Origin of the sequence: Enterococcus sp. BWB1-3 (assembly GCF_016745275.1) — a bacterium.
Lineage (GTDB): Bacteria > Bacillota > Bacilli > Lactobacillales > Enterococcaceae > Enterococcus_L.
This window is the reverse complement of record NZ_JADOEP010000001.1, coordinates 209,131-228,232: the sequence shown is the minus strand read 5'-3', so window position 1 is coordinate 228,232 and position 19,102 is coordinate 209,131. Positions and strand designations below refer to the sequence as shown.

Annotated in this window: 24 protein-coding genes, 1 tRNA gene, 1 pseudogene and 1 other annotated feature; of the genes and pseudogenes, 6 read left to right on the top strand and 20 right to left on the bottom strand. The window is 35.3% G+C overall.

Features of this window, described 5'->3' with window-relative positions; all coding sequences use genetic code 11:
* Nucleotides 1-157: 157 nt before the first annotated feature.
* The 15 genes and pseudogenes from IW492_RS01160 to IW492_RS18480 all read right to left on the bottom strand — a co-directional run.
* Nucleotides 158-340 carry a hypothetical protein gene (locus IW492_RS01160; protein WP_202064323.1) on the bottom strand — a complete coding sequence of 61 codons (183 nt, stop codon included), beginning with the start codon at nt 338-340 and terminating at the stop codon, nt 158-160.
* Nucleotides 341-746: 406 nt separating this feature from the next.
* Nucleotides 747-971: a hypothetical protein gene (locus IW492_RS01155; protein WP_202064322.1), complete on the bottom strand. Its 225-nt coding sequence runs from the start codon at nt 969-971 to the stop codon at nt 747-749.
* A gap of 121 nt (nt 972-1,092) precedes the next feature.
* Nucleotides 1,093-1,329, bottom strand: a complete 237-nt coding sequence (locus IW492_RS01150) for a hypothetical protein (protein WP_202064321.1) — start codon at nt 1,327-1,329, stop codon at nt 1,093-1,095.
* A gap of 972 nt (nt 1,330-2,301) precedes the next feature.
* Nucleotides 2,302-2,571: a hypothetical protein gene (locus IW492_RS01145; RefSeq protein ID WP_202064320.1), complete on the bottom strand. Its 270-nt coding sequence runs from the start codon at nt 2,569-2,571 to the stop codon at nt 2,302-2,304.
* 205 nt (nt 2,572-2,776) lie between these two features.
* A complete protein-coding gene (locus IW492_RS01140) occupies nt 2,777-3,175 on the bottom strand; it encodes a thioredoxin family protein (protein WP_202064319.1) in 399 nt (132 codons plus the stop codon).
* A 2-nt stretch (nt 3,176-3,177) separates the two neighbouring features.
* On the bottom strand, nt 3,178-5,229 hold the full coding sequence (locus IW492_RS01135; RefSeq protein ID WP_202064318.1) for an ATP-binding cassette domain-containing protein: 2,052 nt from the start codon (nt 5,227-5,229) through the stop codon (nt 3,178-3,180).
* 12 nt (nt 5,230-5,241) lie between these two features.
* On the bottom strand, nt 5,242-5,787 hold the full coding sequence (locus IW492_RS01130; protein WP_202064313.1) for a DUF4097 family beta strand repeat-containing protein: 546 nt from the start codon (nt 5,785-5,787) through the stop codon (nt 5,242-5,244).
* Between the two features lie 17 nt (nt 5,788-5,804).
* Entirely contained in the window at nt 5,805-6,527 is a 723-nt protein-coding gene (locus tag IW492_RS01125; protein WP_202064312.1) for an ABC transporter permease, read from the bottom strand.
* The gene (locus IW492_RS01120) at nt 6,511-7,410 is read right to left on the bottom strand and encodes an ATP-binding cassette domain-containing protein (RefSeq protein ID WP_202064311.1); all 900 of its coding nucleotides are present in this window, start codon (nt 7,408-7,410) and stop codon (nt 6,511-6,513) included. Before IW492_RS01120 ends, IW492_RS01125 begins: the two co-directional genes overlap by 17 nt.
* Before the next feature lie 27 nt (nt 7,411-7,437).
* Nucleotides 7,438-7,938, bottom strand: coding sequence for a thioredoxin family protein (locus IW492_RS01115; RefSeq protein ID WP_202064307.1), 501 nt, complete (start codon nt 7,936-7,938; stop codon nt 7,438-7,440).
* A 338-nt stretch (nt 7,939-8,276) separates the two neighbouring features.
* Nucleotides 8,277-8,870, bottom strand: a complete 594-nt coding sequence (locus tag IW492_RS01110; protein WP_202064305.1) for a response regulator transcription factor — start codon at nt 8,868-8,870, stop codon at nt 8,277-8,279.
* Nucleotides 8,851-10,896, bottom strand: a complete 2,046-nt coding sequence (locus IW492_RS01105) for a sensor histidine kinase (protein WP_202064303.1) — start codon at nt 10,894-10,896, stop codon at nt 8,851-8,853. Before IW492_RS01105 ends, IW492_RS01110 begins: the two co-directional genes overlap by 20 nt.
* Nucleotides 10,880-11,812 carry a polyprenyl synthetase family protein gene (locus IW492_RS01100; RefSeq protein WP_202064302.1) on the bottom strand — a complete coding sequence of 311 codons (933 nt, stop codon included), beginning with the start codon at nt 11,810-11,812 and terminating at the stop codon, nt 10,880-10,882. Before IW492_RS01100 ends, IW492_RS01105 begins: the two co-directional genes overlap by 17 nt.
* Nucleotides 11,813-11,835: 23 nt before the next feature.
* Nucleotides 11,836-11,994 carry a hypothetical protein gene (locus IW492_RS01095; RefSeq protein ID WP_202064300.1) on the bottom strand — a complete coding sequence of 53 codons (159 nt, stop codon included), beginning with the start codon at nt 11,992-11,994 and terminating at the stop codon, nt 11,836-11,838.
* Between the two features lie 537 nt (nt 11,995-12,531).
* Nucleotides 12,532-12,665: pseudogene (locus tag IW492_RS18480) on the bottom strand (purine-nucleoside phosphorylase); the annotation flags it as partial.
* Here IW492_RS18480 and IW492_RS01090 point away from each other — a divergent pair.
* Complete coding sequence (locus IW492_RS01090) at nt 12,661-12,954, top strand: tyrosine-type recombinase/integrase (protein ID WP_202064298.1); 294 nt, start codon at nt 12,661-12,663, stop codon at nt 12,952-12,954. The pseudogene IW492_RS18480 and the gene IW492_RS01090 sit on opposite strands and share 5 nt — an antisense overlap.
* Nucleotides 12,911-13,330, top strand: coding sequence for a tyrosine-type recombinase/integrase (locus tag IW492_RS01085; protein ID WP_267491766.1), 420 nt, complete (start codon nt 12,911-12,913; stop codon nt 13,328-13,330). The genes IW492_RS01090 and IW492_RS01085 overlap by 44 nt, the downstream gene beginning before the upstream one ends.
* Nucleotides 13,331-13,428: 98 nt before the next feature.
* Here the strand turns inward: IW492_RS01085 and rpmA are convergent, their stop codons facing one another.
* Genes rpmA through rplU form a run of 3 tightly spaced genes read right to left on the bottom strand, consistent with a single transcriptional unit; the run spans nt 13,429 to nt 14,405 of the window.
* Entirely contained in the window at nt 13,429-13,713 is a 285-nt protein-coding gene (gene rpmA / locus IW492_RS01080; protein ID WP_202064294.1) for a 50S ribosomal protein L27, read from the bottom strand.
* A 13-nt stretch (nt 13,714-13,726) separates the two neighbouring features.
* Entirely contained in the window at nt 13,727-14,065 is a 339-nt protein-coding gene (locus IW492_RS01075) for a ribosomal-processing cysteine protease Prp (RefSeq protein WP_202064292.1), read from the bottom strand.
* Between the two features lie 31 nt (nt 14,066-14,096).
* Entirely contained in the window at nt 14,097-14,405 is a 309-nt protein-coding gene (rplU, locus tag IW492_RS01070; RefSeq protein WP_202064290.1) for a 50S ribosomal protein L21, read from the bottom strand.
* 19 nt (nt 14,406-14,424) lie between these two features.
* Nucleotides 14,425-14,500 (bottom strand) — a sequence feature (ribosomal protein L21 leader region).
* 968 nt (nt 14,501-15,468) lie between these two features.
* On the opposite strand from rplU, the gene IW492_RS01065 reads away from it, so the two are divergent.
* Together IW492_RS01065 and IW492_RS01060 are read left to right on the top strand one after the other, a co-directional pair.
* Nucleotides 15,469-15,771 carry a DUF898 family protein gene (locus IW492_RS01065; RefSeq protein WP_202064289.1) on the top strand — a complete coding sequence of 101 codons (303 nt, stop codon included), beginning with the start codon at nt 15,469-15,471 and terminating at the stop codon, nt 15,769-15,771.
* A 302-nt stretch (nt 15,772-16,073) separates the two neighbouring features.
* Nucleotides 16,074-16,147 (top strand) — tRNA-Arg (locus IW492_RS01060).
* Nucleotides 16,148-16,502: 355 nt separating this feature from the next.
* Here IW492_RS01060 and IW492_RS18245 read toward each other — a convergent pair.
* A complete protein-coding gene (locus tag IW492_RS18245) occupies nt 16,503-16,628 on the bottom strand; it encodes a hypothetical protein (protein WP_269160902.1) in 126 nt (41 codons plus the stop codon).
* A 292-nt stretch (nt 16,629-16,920) separates the two neighbouring features.
* Here IW492_RS18245 and IW492_RS18575 point away from each other — a divergent pair, with 292 nt between their 5' ends.
* Together IW492_RS18575 and IW492_RS01050 are read left to right on the top strand one after the other, a co-directional pair.
* Nucleotides 16,921-17,112 carry an IS3 family transposase gene (locus tag IW492_RS18575; protein WP_202064287.1) on the top strand — a complete coding sequence of 64 codons (192 nt, stop codon included), beginning with the start codon at nt 16,921-16,923 and terminating at the stop codon, nt 17,110-17,112.
* 314 nt (nt 17,113-17,426) lie between these two features.
* Nucleotides 17,427-17,867 (top strand): IS3 family transposase, encoded by a 441-nt coding sequence (locus IW492_RS01050; protein ID WP_202064286.1) that lies wholly within the window; start codon nt 17,427-17,429, stop codon nt 17,865-17,867.
* Nucleotides 17,868-18,292: 425 nt separating this feature from the next.
* Here the strand turns inward: IW492_RS01050 and IW492_RS01045 are convergent, their stop codons facing one another.
* Nucleotides 18,293-19,099, bottom strand: a complete 807-nt coding sequence (locus tag IW492_RS01045; RefSeq protein WP_202064284.1) for a DeoR/GlpR family DNA-binding transcription regulator — start codon at nt 19,097-19,099, stop codon at nt 18,293-18,295.
* Nucleotides 19,100-19,102: the final 3 nt, after the last annotated feature.

Here is a 19,102-nt window from a genome sequence, read left to right as displayed (position 1 = left end):
CGCTTCCAACCATAGTTTAGCACACTGCCTGCATATTTGAAACATTATAATGTAATGAAGTTGTTTTTTGCCAAAATAAAAAAGTTGAAACAACCTATCTTCGGGTTTGTTTCAACTTTAAATGCAGTCATTATTTATTATGCAGTTTACCAAGTTTTTACAGTATTTCCTGTTTCGCTCTGTTTTCACTGTCAGTCCCTAGCTCCTTTACCCGTCCGCCGATCTTTTCAGCAAACATTTCTGCCTGTCGCATATCTTTAAATCTTCGTGCACATTCTTTGTCTCTGGTTCGTCGTCCATTCGTACTGATATATCCATGCAGTACTTTTACAGTATACATAATTGGCTAATTCCTTTCTTTTTTATTTACAATAATCTCTAAAATACTGAAACTACTGTCTTTATGCTTTGAAGATACACAATTCTTGCTTAAAATGCAATGTTTTCGCTCGATAAATAAAAATAATTTAATAATTGCAACTTATTACTAAGAGTTTTCGAATTTTAAATTTCGATTACCCTAAAAAATTATCAGCCAATCCCGATTTGATATAAACAGCAGATAATGCCGGTGACTGGATTATCTTGTTTATGGATGAGAAAAAAATGTACAATGACGACATGAAGTATGGAGCTAACTATCAAAGAAAGACTGTCTCGATTGGTCTGTTAACATACAAAAAAGAGGAGTCATTACTTAACTATCCTCCTTTTTATATCAATATCCCGCATATCCTCAAAGACACTTATTTATAAGTCGGCATTAACTTGGCATAATTAATTACTGTTCTTTCAGTCTTCTCTACCGGGATTTTAATTCCTTTCACACTAATTACTGCAGAATTAACCCTCAGCACTTCTATTTTTCCACTTCTTATTTCCTTCTTATAGATAAATGATACTTCTTGTCCCTCATGAAACGCTTTACTCTTCTCAGAAAATTCTTCTTTTTTACTCCAGTAGTAACTCATAAGATAGCCTCTTTTCTTTATTTTCTTTGAATCTTACCTTAACAAATTGCTTAGCAGCTTCACTATTCATAAAGATGAAAACAGACGATACAACCATTTGAATTAGTTGACAATAATTATTTTACAAAACATTAGATAAACGACATTGTGCAATGGTCCACTCAATATCGGGAAATGACAAAAAGTTTATATCATAAATAAATTTTTTGTCTGACAATTGTCTGATTGTCTTTAGCCCAGCTGCGATGTATCGAACGGTGATTAGCCTGTTCGATCGTTTATTTAACATCGCCTTTCTTTTGGTAGAGTATAACATGGAATCAGATACATACACTTTTACAGGATACAACTTTTTCATATTATTACCTCTTCCTGCCACTACCTTAGTATAGCATGTATTTGTGAAGAAACTAAGGACAAGCAACATCTGACAGGTTATTCAATTGGCTTTCAGCATTCATAAGCCTAGAATAAATCACTGGAATGAATGTTTCACATTCAATGGTTGTCATTCGTCTAGCATTCTACTGGATCAAGAGGGCAGACTCCATTCAAAGATTGTCGTCTGCCAAGCAGCAAACAAAAAAATGCCACAGCCGAAAAACTAGCTAAATTTGCTAATCTCTAAACCGATGGCATTCAATCGCCAAGTTATTAAAAAGAAAAAGGCTAGAATCCTTATCGCATAAGGGTTCTAGCCGATTAAATAAAAGCTTAGTTAGCTACTGGTCTTCCGGCGTTCCATCCTTAACTATCTCTCCATCTGTTTCAGGAAAATGTTTGGAAAAATCTGAAGGCAGTAAAAAATGATAAAGTATACAACTTTGGCGGCGATTCTAGCTGGCTGTATAATGCCCCATTGCAAATACAAACATCATTAAAGATTTGAAAGCTTCACTTATTCATTAAAAAAGTAAAAAGATACCTTGAAAAGCAGCCACTCGTTGCTTTTCAAGGTATCTTTTATTCTATACTATCCCCAGCAGATTGCTCCCCACAATACACATACCCAACCAGCTTTTACACTTTGTTGTTCTGTCTTTGTTAATTTTTTCATAGTTATTCTCCTTTCTTTCGTTTTTATTGAGGTTCTTAACCCCAGCAGATTGCTCCCCATAATACACATACCCAACCAGCTTTTACACTTTGTTGTTCTGTTTTTGTTAATTTTTTCATAGTTATCCCCCTTTCTTTCGTTTTTATTGAGGTTCTTAACCCCAGCAGATTGCTCCCCACAATACACATACCCAACCAGCTTTTACACTTTGTTGTTCTGTCTTTGTTAGCTTTTTCATAGTTATTCTCCTTTCTTTCGTTTTTATTGAGGCTCTTAACCCCAGCAGATTGCTCCCCATAATACACATACCCAACCAGCTTTTACACTTTGTTGTTCTGTCTTTGTTAGCTTTTTCATAGTTATTCTCCTTTCTTTCGTTTTTATTGAGGCTCTTAACCCCAGCAGATTGCTCCCCATAATACACATACCCAACCAGCTTTTACGCTTTGTTGTTCTGTCTTTGTTAATTTTTTCATAGTTATCCCCCTTTCCTTCATTTTTATTGAGGTTCTTAACCCCAGCAGATTGCTCCCCATAATACACATACCCAACCAGCTTTTACGCTTTGTTGTTCTGTCTTTGTTAGTTTTTTCATGGTTTTTCTCCTTTCTTTCGTTTTTATTGAGGCTCTTAACCCCAGCAGATTGCTCCCCACAATACACATACCCAACCAGCTTTTACGCTTTGTTGTTCTGTCTTTGTTAATTTTTTCATGATTGCTCCCCCCTCTCCTTTTCTTGATTCATTGCTATGTTTCTAATATACTAAGCGTTTCTTCCAGCTCCATCACCCCTTCATATCTTAGTACCTTACCGTTTTTTATTATTATTAACGTTGGTGTCCCGGAAATATTATATTTTTCGCTGAACTCTTTGGTCGCAAAGTTATCACCATCTAGGAATAAAATTTTTTTACCACTTCTTTTCGCAGCTTCCGATAATATTGGCGTAAATACTCTGCAGGCTTCACAGGAATTTTTGCCGAAATAAACGATCATATCTTTTTCTTTCGCGACTCTGCTTTCTACCTCAGTAATACTAATTTCTTCAAACTCTTGATTTTTGTCGGCAAAGGTCAAGTGCGTTAAGCAAAAACCCCCTGACACTAAGAGCAATATTGCCAGCAACACAAGTTTCATTCTTTTCATAATTACACCTCCTCACTTATCACTACAATTTGATCACATTGTTCCAATAAGTAAGAGTCATGAGTAATTAAAATGATGATTTTATCTTCAGTAGCAGCCAAGGCTTTTAAGACCTTTATAAAGGCATCTACTGACTTTTGATCCAGATTGGTTGTCGGCTCATCAAACATATAAACAGACTTCTCTTCATATAATGTTCTTAAAAGAAGAATTTTTTGAATTTGCCCCTGGGAGAGATTTCCGCCTTGGGCGTGAATCACATGGTCATCCGCCAATTCCAAACCCATACACTCTTTTAAATAATCTATTCGCTGGTTTTTCAGTGCCTGAGTGTTGCTAAGGCCGAATTTTATATTTCGCTCAACTGTGTTTTTGAATGTACCCATTTCCGGAAAATAAGCATTTACGGCTTCAGTGATGTTCGTTCCATGTAGAGACGAAAACTTTTTATTATTGATTCGGATTACTCCACTATCTGGCTTTAGTACGCCTAAAATGATTTTCATTAAGGTACTCTTTCCAGAGCCATTTTTACCTGAAATCCCTGTCATCTTTCCTTTTTCAAAATTTATATTGATTCCAGATAAACATTTATTGGCTTCGTTATATGAAAATGAAAGATTCTTCAAACTAAGATGTTCGATCGTTTTAGTACCGATATCGGTTATTTCATTTTCCCCAGTAGGATTGTCTATAGCCAAGCTATTTTGAATATACGTTACCGCCTGCTCACTTTTTTGAATTCTTAACCAAATTTGGACAATCGGTCTCAATCTGGAAAGAACCAGCGTAATGATAAAAACACTGAGAAATAGCATGGTAATTGACTGATTTTTATTAAATGTATACGCATAAATCAGAAAACCGAATATACTCAAAGTAATGCAGGTGCTAATAAATTCAAAAATCGAATCAATTGCTGTTGATAGTTCATTGCTGATCAGCTTCTTATTAAAGTAATCAGCCATTTTATCCCGAACTTTCTCGCTCGCTTCTTCTTCCTTTGAAAATAAATGTACATCCAATGATAAGCGCAGCTGCTCTTCAATAGTTGAAGAAAGTGCATTGGAGCCTGATACTACTCCTTTTTCAAAATTCTGAATTTTCTTTGCTCGCTTGCTAACCATTACGACAAAGACTGCCAGCCATGCAACAACCACAATTCCCAGTAGGATATCAACCCTGAAAATAAGCAGACATAGCGTGAAAACAAAGGCCAAATCAAATTTTAAATACAGCTTATTCAAAATGCCTGTGACTGATATTAATAAGTTCCAGAAATGTCCCATGATATTGTCCATATTTCTTTTTTCAGTGACATTTTTCGTTTGCTTTTCATAATATTCCATCAGAACCTTTTGTTGAAACTGGTTTTCCAGCTTAGTCTTTATTTGGATATCCTTTTGGCTAATTTGATAATAAATCAACATCAAGGTCAGAAAGAACAGAGCAATCATACCAAAGTAAGGCATTGTTATACTTTCCATCTGATAAATCATTGCGTACTGCATGAACGCTATCAAGCTTAACGGAATGAGGTATTTCATAAAAGTCAACACACCAATTTCAAACTTTGAAGAAAAGGGTAGAGTCTGAATGATTTGTTTATATAGTTGACTATTGCTTTTCTTAGTCTGACTTTTCATTTTTTGAACATCTTCAATACAAATTGCATACCCCATAAACGTTTCTATAAATGCTGCTACATCTATTGTGATTAGCTGAGGCTCTGCTGGATCTGAGTAAATGATCTGTTGCTGGTTCAATTGGTGTACAACAACATAATGGGGTAAATCATCTCTTTTAATCATACAAACGATAGGAAATCTTTGACCGCTCAGTTCATGAAAATCAGTGACTCTGTATGCTTCACTATATACACCGTTACTTTTCATAATTTCCTGCAGCTGAAGTAGTGACAGCCCTTGCTGATTTGAATCCATGGATTCACTTAATGTTAATTCTACATTCTTTACTTTCAATTGCTTAAAGATGGTCTCCAACGCCGCCAAGCCGCAGTCATTGATCATATTCTGCATCGTATGTGCAAACATTCGTTATCCCTCCTAAATCTCCTTAACCGTTATGTCTCCAAAGCCAAGTTCAACTTTGATTAGTCCCTGCGTGGCTTTCTGCTGATCCGGCTGATTGACTTTGCCTTGATTAGTTTTCAGTTTATAGGCCTTAGCAAAGGTTTCAGGTACATTCACATTGACATTGCCTTTATTCATCTGAACTAATAGTTGTTCCAGATTTTTTTCGTCAGTCACATAAATCGTCATTCTTAATTTATCACCATTTAGTTTAGCAACACTCAAGCCAATCGATGTGGAAAAATCAAGACATATCTCTTGTTCATTCGGATTCAGTGTAGACAACTTTTCTGCAAATGAGACTGGCATTTGACCTTCTATAGACAGATGATTCCTGTCACTCTTTTCTATATAAATGTCAATATCCTGGCTGATTCCTTTTAACGTGATATTTTTGACCTGCTCAGAGGTTAAGTCCCATTCCTTATTTACAGAAATTTTATCTTCACTAACATAGTTAAAGATGAATACACCCAGAACTGCGACACAAATTACTATTAACAGCATTTTCTTTTTCATCTCATTTTCCCTCCTCGCTATTTCAATTCTTTTCTTTGAAGCATCGTAACAGTACACGTCATAGCAACAATCAGAAGCAGCAGTGCTCCTACAAAAACTTTCACCAATTGGTCTTGACTCATCTCGTTCAACTGAACAACTGCACCCAGATTTTTAAATAGAAAGTATTGTGATATCTTTTGTGCATCTGCTCCTAACTGTTCTAAGAAGATGGTCACAACATTCTCCCCCAGTAGAATAATTAAGACATATACTGCTGTTGACAACGCTGCTGAATTCTCTAGACTATATAAAAACAACCCAATTGCCAGAACCACAAGGTATAATATCGTTTGAAGTCCCAGGATTCCTAGAATTTCCAGAAAATGAATACTACCTTGAATGCCCAGACTAAAAATAAGTGTTGATACATTGTATACAACAACCAGCAAGGTTCCCAACAGATAGGTTGTTGCTAATTTACTAAAATAATATTTTTCTCTTGAGATACCAGAGATAAGGACTGAGTTAACTGTCCTACTAACAAAATCCTTTTGCCACACCAACATAAATATCGGAATAAACAGCATTGGGAGAAGCACAGTTCCGTTAATCATCAAGCTCTGAATGAACATCATCCGATCATCTATTGCTGTTGTCAGAGTAAAAAACAACGTGACTGACAACGCACACAACAGGGTGATATAAAAGGCCTTAGTTCTTGAGACATGGTACAAGTCTGCCTTAATTAACTGATACATGATAATCTCCTCCTACAATTTCCAAAAATACATCTTCCAATTCTTTTTTTACATGTTGAAGCTGATAAACACTGATTTGACGATCAGATAATTTTTCACAGAAAATGTTCAGTGTTTCATTGTCCGTATGGAAAATAATTTTATTGTTTTCCATACCCACTACGTTTATATTTTTCTCCTCAATTAGCTGCAGTGCAGCTTCCTTATCTGATACATCCAAAATATATTTGCAGGTCAGCTCCGTTGCTAACTCTTCGCTGGAAAACTCTTTTACCAACCGTCCATCTTGAATAATCCCATATCTAGTTGCTACCATTGCCAACTCAGATAAGATATGACTTGAGATTAGAATCGTTGTTTTTAATTCTTTATTAATTCTCTGAATCATTTTTCGCATTTCAATAATCCCAGCTGGATCCAAGCCATTGATTGGTTCATCCAATATTAGTAAATCCGGGTTATTTATGATGGCCATTCCGATACTCAGTCTTTGACGCATCCCTAGAGAAAAATCTCGAACCTTCTTTTTTCCTGTTGTATTTAGACCAACAAAATCTAAGGTCTTATTCACACAATCTGGTTCCTTAACATTTTTCTGAGTTGCTGCATAGTTTAAATTTTCAAAAGCACTCAAATCTGGATATATTGCGGGTGCCTCGATAACTGCACTAACTGTTATCCCTTTTTTTAGATAGTCATAGCTACCTGATGTCTGAAAAATCAAGCCGGTAATCGTTCGAATCAGCGTTGTTTTTCCAGCACCATTCTTGCCAATAAATCCATAGATATCGCCTTCATAAATGGACATATTCACTTCATCCAATGCTGTAAAATTTTTATATTTCTTAGTTAAGTTTGTTGTTTTTAGTAATAAATTACTCATTATTCCACCTCCTGTATTTTAACCATTTTAACTGTATGTGTACGCATCCAGCCAAGCTTCAAATTCCGATAAAACACTTCCTTTTTCCGGTGTCCATTCAACCTTGCTAACTAATTGTCCATCTTTAAAATATGCAATTGTTGGCGTGTACATCACGCCATAGGTTTCTTTAAAGTCTTCCCATTTCCCCTCATCTTTTCTCAGCTTAGAAACATTAAGATAACTAATCTCTTGTTCTAAATTTCTTTCTTCAACCATTGAAAGAAAAGCCGGTTCAAACTCATTACAGTCTCCACAATCAGGACGCCCAATATAAACCAACAGCTCACCATCCTTCACTTCTGTTTCGAAGGAATGAAAACTTAGTGAATTAATAGAGTCATAAATCTCTGGATAAGCTATTTTAGCTTGATACAATTCCTCATCATTTTTCTTAAGTTGCGTATTTATTGAATAGGCAATAATTCCAATAACCATTAGAAACACCCCAATAATAAGTGACAATTTTTTACTATTCTTTACTTTCATATTTTTCTCTCCTAACGTTGTCGTTGATATTCTTTGTTTACTTGATACATTTATTATAGTCAGCACACCCTGTTTCCGTATGAGTAGTTCATGCAGTCTTTTATAGGTAAATAATGCACGCTTTCTCAAAAAATGAAGATGCCCTGCTTCGGTTACTCTTCAAGTTTTTTTGTTTCTTAATTAGGCGAATTCTGCCTTACTTTCATTCGATAAATCCTTACCCAAATCGGGGGAACTATAGAAGCATTGCTAGTTGAATACTTCTTTTTAAGTAGACAAAAACAGACAGAAGCTGCTTTTCTCAAGCAGCTTCTGTCTGTTGTGATTTAATGCATTATTCAAAATTTATCTACAATCCCAAGCTCAATTCCCCTTACCACAGCAGAGATGGAGGAGTTGACATGGAATTTCTCATTGATTGACTGGATATGATTGGCCACTGTACGCACACTCAAAAATAAAGCCTCTGCAATCTCTTTTTGTTTCAAACCATCTGCGGTCAGCTGCAGAATTTCCTTCTCGCGATCCGTCAGCGGCTCTACATCTGTATAAAATTTAGGAAAAACAGTTTTTCCCGCCATCACTATATTCATAACATCAAATAGCTTTTCAGGATCACTATTTTTATCAATAAAGGCCTTCGCCCCCATATTAATAGCTTGGCTATGGTATTCTAACAAATCGTGCCCTGAGTGAAAAATAATCTTCTGTTCAGGAAACTCCTCTAATACTCGCTGCCCCACCTTAAGTCCGTTCTCTCCCTTTAGCTGAATATCTAAAAGTAAAATATCTGGTTTTTCTTTTTTAAGGGTTTCTGATAAGCCCTCTGCGTTAAGATAGTACGAAAATTTTTCTATTTTAGGATTAAAGGATAAATAAAACTGTAGACTCTTTGCGTACCCGCCATGATCATCAATCATTAAAATTTTCATATTCTCCACCCCTTTCTCCAACTGGAATCATGATTTCAATTGCTGTTCCACTCTTCTTTTTACTTCTAATCTGTATATCTCCCTTAATCGCATTAATATCCTGCTTTACTGATAGCAAGCCAATATGATTGGTATAGAAGTTTTCTTCTATTTTTTCCTTCACATTAAAACCAACACCGTCATCTGTGATACAAATTTTAACCGTTTCAGCTAACTGACTGATTTCCAGTAAGATTTCCTTTGCTTCGGCATGCTTCATTGCATTTTGCATCAGCTCTTTAACAGCTCTAAAAACAGTAAATTTATACTCCTTTGGCATGTAGATACTTTCTTCATAGACATACTTTATTTTTATATTTTCATTTTTAAGGCTTTGATCCTTTCTCAGCTTTTCACAATAAATACCCAGGCTTTCCTGCAACGACATATCAACCAGCATTGACGGATAAATATCAAACATTTTCTCCCGAATCGAAGTATTTAACTCCACTACATTTTCAATAATAAACTCTTTTACTATACTCTCTTCCATCGTAGAGACAATATTTTTTATAGCCAGCAGATTCTGCAATATATCATCGTGCAGATAGTGCGTAAAATCTTTTTGAATCCGTTCATTACTGTATAATATCTTGAGTTGAATATATTGATCATATTTAATTTGAGGCAGCTTTTGTACTTTGCTGGTTACCTGATTTAACAGCTCACTGGTTCCAAGCAGCTCACTCACCGTCTCACTTAATAATTTCAAGGCCGATACTTCATTCGCTCGGTAGCGCTGATTTTGCTTGCCGAGTATTAACCATCCCTGTACTTGATTGTTATAGAAGAGTTCAAAAAAAAGATAGGGATTTTTATGCCAAATAATAATATTCTCACTCGTCTGAAAGGTCTTAATCCATTCTTTATTTAATACAAAATCTTTAAAAAGACCTTCCTGTTTCAACATAAAATGAGTCATTTGATCCTTCCAGATAATCATCAAACCATCTGTCTCAACCGTTCGATTCACTAACTCTGTAACCAAGTCCCCTAAAGAGCTAAAATAATCTTCATACGTAATCTGATGAAAGATTTTAAGCTTTTCTGCTTCAAGATTTCCATTCATTTTATCTATTTTTTCAATTTCCTGAATCGAAAACAGCTCAGAAACATATTGGTAGACAAAAAGCATCAACAGTAATAACCCATTAAGCAGCAGCTGCCTCTCAAAAGGAACCTCTTGGAAAGACAACACCACACTATTCGCCGCCAGCAAAAGAATGATTAACAAGACTTTTTTTAGAAATTGAGTATAATTCGTACTAATAATTAATGTATTATTTTTGATTAGAATGTAGGCAATCGTTGTTGGCAAGATAAATATAGGAAAAAACAAAACAAGAAATTCAACAGGTCCATTGGAAAAATCTGGCATTTCAAATACGACACTAAAAGTATAAGGAAAAAAAGAAAGTATTGCGCTCTTCAACAGTAATCTGGAAAAACGTTGCGATAGATAGCGCTGTTTTCCTTTGAATTTAAAATAGCTATAAATGCTGAATGAAACGGCCAACACTAACCCAATAACGTATATTTCATTTATGTAGAAATCGATTAAAAACATGATTAGACTGAATCCAGAAAATAATAACAGTATGATTCTCAATTTCTTAACAATTGGTTGTTCATCGATAGTTATAAATGTTGTAAAAAAATGAAACAAAACCAAAGGGGAAAGTGCTACAAAAATTCTTTCCAGATAGATGAGCAAAGGATCTGTAGAACTTAAGGTTTGAAAAATGCCCCCCATCAATAGCGTGAGCCAAAAATAAGCCTTTGTTACTTTTGTTGCTTGTGATTTCATTAAAACAAGACAACCTAAAAAAATCGAAAATGCCCCCACAATAAATTGAAAATTGAACATCTGAAAATCATCAGTGCTCTTTATTCCTGCCAAATAATCACTGCGCTCTATAAAATAGACAATAAAAGAAAATAGAATCCCTATCGGAATAAATCGAACTGGATTAATTTTGTTCCTCATCCTTTTTCCTCCAGTCCAAATATCGAAACAATTTTTCTGTTTCTTTTGCTTTATCTTTGTGGAATCGGTCTTTTACCAGCCCGTAAGCCTCTTGATGCGCTTTATATGCAACAATCAAACAATATTGAAGGGCCCCGCTTTTTCTGATAGACAGATGAAGTTGCTTCTCTAATCCTATATCCATTCCCCCACTAGCTGAATAAGCGTTTAGCTGTTCAAACAATAACCCTCCATTTGCTTGACTATGCTTATTTGCCATAATTAACGGAAGGGTTGGTTTCATTGCTCGCAAATCACTTTTTTCTGAATTGACACAATCTAAGGTATCATTAATCAGCTGTCGGGAGATTCCCAGCTTGTTAGCAACCTTCTCACAAAAAATAGGGTCCTGCTCACTAGCCAAGCTAAAAATATACTGGTACACAGATGTTGTTTTAGTTAACATCTCTGCAAAATAATCTTGTTCAGAAGACTCATTCGTCAGCTGACTTTCCACATCAATCCATTCTCCATCAATTGCCGTATTCAGTTTTTGGATCAGACTGTTGACCGCTTCCCCAGGTACAAAAGTAGAAAGTAGTTCTAAAGACTCCAACAACAGTCTTGTTAGTTGGTAATAGGCTTTTTTATCAAGGGTGCTATTCTTGTCCCCATCCATCAAATCATCATATAGACTAAAACATAAATTCAGCACTTCAACATAGAACCCTATCGCCACATCTTTTTCAGACCATTGATCTTTAGTTAGTCTTCGTACTAATAAGTAAATTTTCCCCCAGCTATGCTGATCTTTTTCAAAAATTCTATTCAGCTTTTTCTGAACAGAGACAGTAAAGCTAGTCTGATAGACTCTGAAAAAGCGTGACTGTTCAAAATCAGTATATAAATACTTTATCAGTGCCTTTTTTTCCCTCAAAGAAATCAACTCCTGCTTAATAATTACCAAGAACTGCTATATATATCAGCTGTAATCTCTGCAGTACAGAACTGCTGCAGCTCATCCAATTCAAGACCAGTAATATCTGTTGCTAACTGTAAATCGCTCTCCATTTTATTTCCTGCATTCATTTCTTGGATAAGTTCCCATAAGTTTTTCATCTCAACATTCTCCTGACATAATTGATATGTCCATCATAGGAGAAAAGAACAGATTTGAAATGAGTAATTTATGCAAAAATAAATTTTATTTTCCAAAAGTAAACAATAACATCTATAAATAACGAAAAATAACTCACCATTAATAATGACATCTATCCTCAAAAAAAACAAGACTAAATAAGGGAAAAATCAGATAAACATATAAAAAAAATGCAATTTCTTCATCGAACAATCACCCCCCAGTCCGGCGCAGACCACTGAATCATCTTTGCGTCGCTTCCAAAATTTTCCTAACTATGGAAAACTATTTTCGCATGATTCGCCTTATTTCTCGGAGTTAACACTCTCTTTTAATATATGTTCATTTTTATTACAAATCCTACTAAATAAACAAGAGTAAGTATTATTTCCCTTGCTTATACTAGGGTCAAAGGTCACTTTTCATGAACAGAATCATTTAACAGAATTTATATAGTAGAATAGCACTCTGAAAAAAGTACACTTAATTGTGTATTAGTCATTAATTTCTTCTTTAAACTAGCTTTGAGTCGCAGTTTCCAGACCCACTTCAATCATTTCATTAAATTTGTTTATCTTTCTTCTGCTGTTGTTTCTTCACCAGTAATAATATGGTCGCTGACAGTACAAATTGCCAGTGTCTGTACCTTGAAAAAGGAAATAAAATTTTATACCAGTGAAGAAGTACAACAGGTTCTTTCTTATTTGGAGACTAAAGTTAAACAGGTCAACAAAAAGAATTTACTCTATAAATATTTTGCGGAGTGGGACTTAACTATGTATAGATTATTAGCATTTAGTGGTATCCGTGGTGGAGAAGCTTTAGCATTAACTTGGAAAGATATGGATTTTGAAAAAGGATTGCTAACAATCAATAAAACATTATCACTAACAAAAAATGGTTATTCTGTCTTACCTCCTAAGACAAAATCTTCTTATTAGAGTAATTTCTATTGATGATAAAACTTGTAGGATGCTGAAACGTTGGCAGCTTCGCCAAAAAGAATTTTTCTTTCAAGCCAATACCACAAACAAAAACATCATATTTTCAGATTACCAAGGCAATTACTCACAACGTCAAGCATTATACCAGCGATCTTCCAGACTTTCGGCGTTTGTTGGATTGCCAAACATCGGTACACATGGCTGGCGGCATACTCATGCCTCAATGCTTTATGAGGCTGGCGTGCCTATGAAAGAAACACAAGAGAGGTTAGGCCATGCCAGTTTGGAAATGACTAACTCTATATACACTCATTTAAGCAGTAAACAAAAAAATGCCACAGCCGAAAAACTAGCTAAATTTGCTAATTTCTAAGCTGATGGCATTCAAAATGGCATTCAATCACCAAATAATAAAAAAGAAAAAGGCTAGAACCCTTATCGCACAAGGATTCTAGCCGATTAAATAAAAGCTTAGTTAGCTACTGGATAAACGGATACTTGCTTTTTGTCACGGCCTTTACGTTCGAAACGTACAACTCCATCAACTTTTGCAAATAATGTATCGTCTCCACCGATTCCAACATTTACACCTGGATAAATCTTAGTACCGCGTTGACGGTATAAAATAGAACCACCTGTAACTGTTTGACCATCAGCACTTTTCGCACCTAGACGCTTAGATTCTGAATCACGTCCGTTGGAAGTAGAACCTCCACCTTTTTTATGGGCAAAAAATTGTAAATTCATTTTTAACATTTGGTTGCACCTCCTAATTTTCAGTAATAATTTGAACAAAATCAGAATACTCTTCCTGAATCCCCTGAAGACCAAGCAACAGGTTTTCCAATAATATCTGAGAAATATTCGTCTGCTCCTGGTTCACATCAAAAACTGTTTCAACGTACATGTATCCTTCTTCAACTTCATCAATATCAACAATCGGCTGAAATCCAGCTAATGCTTCAATTCCATTGACCGTATTAATTGTTAAAGCTGAAACAGCTGCACAGATGATATCCTCACCATACTCTGCTGCCGAAGCATGTCCGCTTAATTCAAATGAAACAATCATTCCTGTTTCATTCCGTTTGAAAGAACCTTTAATCATAAGTTACGCCTTCCTTCCTATTAATGAGGAATTAAGCATTGATTGCATCGATAACTACTTTTGTATAAGGTTGACGATGACCTTGTTTACGATGAGAATGTTTTTTAGGCTTGTATTTGAAAGTTACCACTTTCTTTTGTTTGCCGTGTTTTTCAACAGTTCCTTCAACAGTTGCACCTGCAACTGTTGGAGCGCCAACCTTTGTTGATTCGCCACCAACTAAGATTACTTCATCAAAAACAATTTTTTCTCCAGCTTCTACATTCAGTTTTTCAACATAGATTGCTTGACCAACTTCAACTTTTACTTGTTTACCACCAGTTTTAATAATTGCGTACATGCTATACAGCACCTCCTTCGTTTAGACTTAGACTCGCCATCCCAAGTGACAGATTGTTGTGCTTAAAAACTTGTTCAGAGCGGTTGTAGCTGTGAAGACCACAATTACAACATTAACATCATACCAAAAACAGGAATCACAGTCAACGAAAACTTATATAAACCATTCTATTTTACCGCTCTCTGACTCTATTCCTCCAGGTTTCCTTTATCTATAATTTCCAGGCACATAGTTTCTGTCATTATTTGAATCCCCGTACGAAACAGATGTTCCGTAACAGTAATTTTTTTGTCAAGTCAAAGTCAGACGCAATCTTATCTGCCATTTCAACTACAATGACCGTTCCTCCAGAAGATGTTGCCGTTTCAAGCTCAACCAGTCAGACGCCGACCACAATCATTTTTCCCGATAATTGTTGCATGCCCATAAGAATCTCTGCATAGCTATAATCATGAGTTTGATCAATTCCTTTGGGAGCATATGTCCTTATTGTTCAACTTTCTTTAGAGCACAAAAAAATACATTACACTTTCTAACCATTATTCACGAAAATGCTCTAAAAGATATTTATCAAGAGAACATGATTATCTCTGAATTGACAAAGATCACCTTGTATTTTAAACAGACTGCCTGCCGTTTGGAAAGTCCTACAATTTATGCAGCTGTTATTTTAATTAAGAACTTGATGCAAAGATAGTTGCTCGGCAATTCTATCTTTCCGTGGCTATATTGCCAATTATGTACACTGCAATACTTTACGAAGCTCCAACTAAAATTTTAAGAACTCTGGGTATTTCACCAAGACAGTCCCGAAAGGAAACCAGTGCACTCAGTAAAATCTCCTAAAAACTGCAAATATATACAGGGTTGCTTATATATACATTACCGATTCATTCTGCACCAAAAGTTGAGCTGTTCGAATGTTCATCAAAGCTGTAAACAGTCAGACTGTTTACTTAAGTTAACCACTAAGCCAAGTAAAGCATTCACAGCTTACAGAAATATTTTTGCTCCTTCGGCGATTTATGGTAGGATTAAAATGAATCACTAAAGGAGGGGAAAGATGAAAGACTCATACTTTGACGGAGGTCTGGCGACTTATATTGGAACAGCTATTATTGCATGGCTAATCACAGCTCTTACATTTGGTATCTGTGCACCATGGGGGATTTGTATAATGTATCGCTGGAAAATTGAACACACAGTCATAGAAGGCAGACGTTGTCAGTTCACAGGAACGGCAGTCGGACTGTTCGGAAATTGGATTAAATGGCTGCTGCTGACTGTTATCACCTTGGGTATCTATGGATTTTGGTTGAATATCAAACTGGAACAATGGAAGGTCAGTCATACACGTTTCTACTAATTCGTTAATTAATCTGTTATAGCAAGCAGATCAGACTTATAAATACTCGGTCTGCTTGTTTTCAAACAAAGACTCTGATAGCGATTCGCAAGAGTTCCTTTAATCGCCCAAATCGTCTTTATTTCCACTCTTTTCTAATAGTTTCAGCTTCTTTTTTCAGTCCGTTTTTCCTTATCTCACTAAAGAATCCAACAGTTATTTTTAAACTTCATTTTTCTCTTGCAACTGTCTTCGTTTTCTGATAACATATTGATGTTGCTGATTTTGAGAGAGCAACATATTTAAATAGTTTTCACTCAACTGTCACAGTAGCTCAGCTGGATAGAGCATCCGCCTTCTAAGCGGACGGTCGGGGGTTCGAATCCCTCCTGTGATGTATTGTTATGCCGAGAAACCTTGTTATTGTAGGGTTTCTTTTTTGTTTTGTGCCAAACACTGTTTTTCTATTTTTTTTACAACTGCTCCACAATAAACACTGATTTTTGACAACCACCATACCACAATGTTAACACTTACCTTTTTGATGAAAAAATGTAAATAAAAATAGAGGTAGTACTTCGTTTCTTATTAATATTTTTGAGCTTTCTGTATTTGGACATTATAATTCCAAAAAACAGCTGGTTATTAAGAAGTTTGTCATGAGAAATCTGGATAGTTTTATCCGGAAGTTTGTACTGAAGCCGATTAAAAGTGCGTAAAAAAAGAAGATCTGTTTAGTCCTCTTTTAACAATTATCTGGATGTTAATTGATAATCTAACTTATCAATTATTTCTTTAGATAATTTATTAGCATATTTGACATCAGCCTTATTTACCTTATATTCAGAATTATAATCAGCCCTTTTTCTTAAATCCAATAGGTGCCCCCCTTGAAAATCAATATTCAGCCTTTTTAATCTATTGTTTACTCCAATAAAATTCCAAGTTGCTTTACGAGCAGAATTACCTTTAAAACTGCTATATAACTCATTGTACTCATATTGGATAAACAATTCTGTAAGCTTAAATGCACTATAATAGGCTCTTGAAATAGCTATCCGTCTACAAGGTTCGTTAAAGCTAACGATAAGGCGAAAATATTTTTGCGCTAGAAAGAAAATAGCCTCTTTAGTCGGATAAAGTCCAATAAGCTAGACATAAAAAAACAAGGTGTGTAAACGAAAAGAAAACACACTGGGAGGAATCACATTATGTCAAGACAAGGCTGACTTAAAAGAATCAGTGGAAACCATTTTTATTCAGAGTCGAAAAAATTACGGGACACGAAAAATAAAAAAAGAACGTGAATATCAGGGGGTAATTCTTAGTAGGCGTAAAATTGGAAAGTTGATGAAACATTGATGCTTAACCTCCAATTACACATGTGCTCGATTTAAGCCAACACCATCCGTTACCAGCAAAAGCAAAATTGACAATAAACTCAGGCAGGGCTTTTAAATCAAGAACCATTAGAAGCGATTGTCACAGACTTAGCCTATGTTCATGTGGGAGAAAACTGGCACTATATCTGTTTGATGCTGGACTTATTCAATCGAAAAATTACTGGCTGTTATTGTGAACCAAGAAAGGATGCCTCCCTTGTGAAGCAGGTGTTTAGCCGTATTTCTTAGCCCCTCACTTCTGTTCAGTATTTTCATACCAATTGAGGAAAAGAATTGGATAATCAAACGATTGAAACCATTCTAAAAACTTTTCAAATTGAACGATTGTTGAGTCGAAAAGGAAGTCCTCATGATAATGCCGGAACAAAGTCTACCTATAAATCAACAAACGTTGAATTTATCTATCCGAATACGTTTCAAATGCTTCAAGAATTGACCTTTCAATTATTTGCTTATATCCATTGGTGGAGCCATCTGCAACTCCACGGCTCATTAGGATTAGGCTATGAAACACCCATTGCTTACCGTAACAAGAGATTGGCGAAGCGAATCCTTGATAATAAGCAGGGGGATAGGCTGAACTTCAGCTATCGCCTCTGCCAACTAGAAGTCATCCCCAGGGAGACTCGTTGGCAAGGATATTCAAATGATGAATTGAAATTTATTTTATACATGCTAGAACAAGGACTTATTTTTAAAGATAAACGTGATTAGACTAGAATAATAAATTTAATTATGTTTCTCGCTTGGAGTAATCGCCACATTGCAACAAAAGCTCCTATTTTACAAGCAAAAGCGTAACAAGCTATAGTTAACAAAATCGGTAAAAATAAATGAAATACTTAGGCAGCAATAATTTTTTTAATGTGCAAGATTTACAATAGTGCTATTCTGCACCATCATTAAGAAAAATAACTTCTGTTGCTTCTTTTTTACAGTATTTACTTGAACAATCTTAAACCAGAGAGTCCTCCATTTCGGATGTCTGCTATAAACAGTTTTTCAACTTTTAAAAGGTAATTTGCCCTAAGTTTAGTCTACAGTCTTCGTTTTAGCTTGTATAGAATTTAGAGTATTGATTACTTATCTAATTCTTCTAGATTCCTAGTTTGCTTATTTTTGTCTATTCTTTCACAAGCTTAATCTTCAAATGAATTTACATCCACTAACTTGACATTCGCCAACTCTAATTTTCTTTTCCGCTCATTAGTGAATGCAATATCTGTCACAATATAGTTTATATCCTCAATACTACCCACATTTGAAAATCCAGATTTTGGGTACTTCCCTTTTTCAATCATTAGAATAACTTGTTGCGAATAAACAATTGCACTCTTTTGAAACGCCACATCTTCATCATTATAGCCACTCAATCTGAGTTCCTCATCTAAAGCCGCACCACTCAAAAATGCTTTGGTTACATGTATTGATTTCAAAGTTTCTATTGTATGCAACCCAAATGTTCCGTGCTGCTCGAAATTTGTCCATCCTCCAACAAAAAATAATCGACAATTTGTTTTCATTTCTTTAAATGTATCATCTAATTGCGCAGCAATTTTAAATGATGAAGTAACAATGGTCAGACTATCTAGTAACTCCTTATTCTTAGATAGCTCTCTAGCCAATGCTAAGGAAGTTGTGCTGTTCTCTAATAGGATGACATCATTTGTCTCTACCAAATTAACTGCTTTTTTACCAATTTTTTGTTTACTTTGACTATTGATCTGCATCCGGTAATCAAATGGTTGACTAACATTTCTTCCTCTAGCTAAGGCAACCCCACCATGTGTTTGAAAAATCATTTTTTCTTCAGAGAGAACCTTCAAGTCTTTACGTATTGTTTCACTAGAGACGCCAATCGTTTCTGAAAGTTCCGCGATAGTCGCTAACGGAATGGTTGATAATATCTCCAGAATTTTTTTATGTCTTCTTTCAATTTTAGTCAAATG

Excerpts from the sequence above, each read along its gene's own strand:
- IW492_RS01160 (WP_202064323.1), bottom strand. The coding sequence starts at position 340 with ATGTATACTGTAAAAGTACTGCATGGATATATCAGTACGAATGGACGA.
- IW492_RS01155 (WP_202064322.1), bottom strand. The coding sequence starts at position 971 with ATGAGTTACTACTGGAGTAAAAAAGAAGAATTTTCTGAGAAGAGTAAA.
- IW492_RS01150 (WP_202064321.1), bottom strand. The coding sequence starts at position 1,329 with ATGAAAAAGTTGTATCCTGTAAAAGTGTATGTATCTGATTCCATGTTA.
- IW492_RS01140 (WP_202064319.1), bottom strand. The coding sequence starts at position 3,175 with ATGAAAAGAATGAAACTTGTGTTGCTGGCAATATTGCTCTTAGTGTCA.
- IW492_RS01135 (WP_202064318.1), bottom strand. The coding sequence starts at position 5,229 with ATGTTTGCACATACGATGCAGAATATGATCAATGACTGCGGCTTGGCG.
- IW492_RS01130 (WP_202064313.1), bottom strand. The coding sequence starts at position 5,787 with ATGAAAAAGAAAATGCTGTTAATAGTAATTTGTGTCGCAGTTCTGGGT.
- IW492_RS01125 (WP_202064312.1), bottom strand. The coding sequence starts at position 6,527 with ATGTATCAGTTAATTAAGGCAGACTTGTACCATGTCTCAAGAACTAAG.
- IW492_RS01120 (WP_202064311.1), bottom strand. The coding sequence starts at position 7,410 with ATGAGTAATTTATTACTAAAAACAACAAACTTAACTAAGAAATATAAA.
- IW492_RS01115 (WP_202064307.1), bottom strand. The coding sequence starts at position 7,938 with ATGAAAGTAAAGAATAGTAAAAAATTGTCACTTATTATTGGGGTGTTT.
- IW492_RS01110 (WP_202064305.1), bottom strand. The coding sequence starts at position 8,870 with ATGAAAATTTTAATGATTGATGATCATGGCGGGTACGCAAAGAGTCTA.
- IW492_RS01105 (WP_202064303.1), bottom strand. The coding sequence starts at position 10,896 with ATGAGGAACAAAATTAATCCAGTTCGATTTATTCCGATAGGGATTCTA.
- IW492_RS01095 (WP_202064300.1), bottom strand. The coding sequence starts at position 11,994 with ATGAAAAACTTATGGGAACTTATCCAAGAAATGAATGCAGGAAATAAA.
- IW492_RS01085 (WP_267491766.1), top strand. The coding sequence starts at position 12,911 with ATGGTTATTCTGTCTTACCTCCTAAGACAAAATCTTCTTATTAGAGTA.
- rpmA (WP_202064294.1), bottom strand. The coding sequence starts at position 13,713 with ATGTTAAAAATGAATTTACAATTTTTTGCCCATAAAAAAGGTGGAGGT.
- IW492_RS01075 (WP_202064292.1), bottom strand. The coding sequence starts at position 14,065 with ATGATTAAAGGTTCTTTCAAACGGAATGAAACAGGAATGATTGTTTCA.
- rplU (WP_202064290.1), bottom strand. The coding sequence starts at position 14,405 with ATGTACGCAATTATTAAAACTGGTGGTAAACAAGTAAAAGTTGAAGTT.
- IW492_RS01065 (WP_202064289.1), top strand. The coding sequence starts at position 15,469 with ATGAAAGACTCATACTTTGACGGAGGTCTGGCGACTTATATTGGAACA.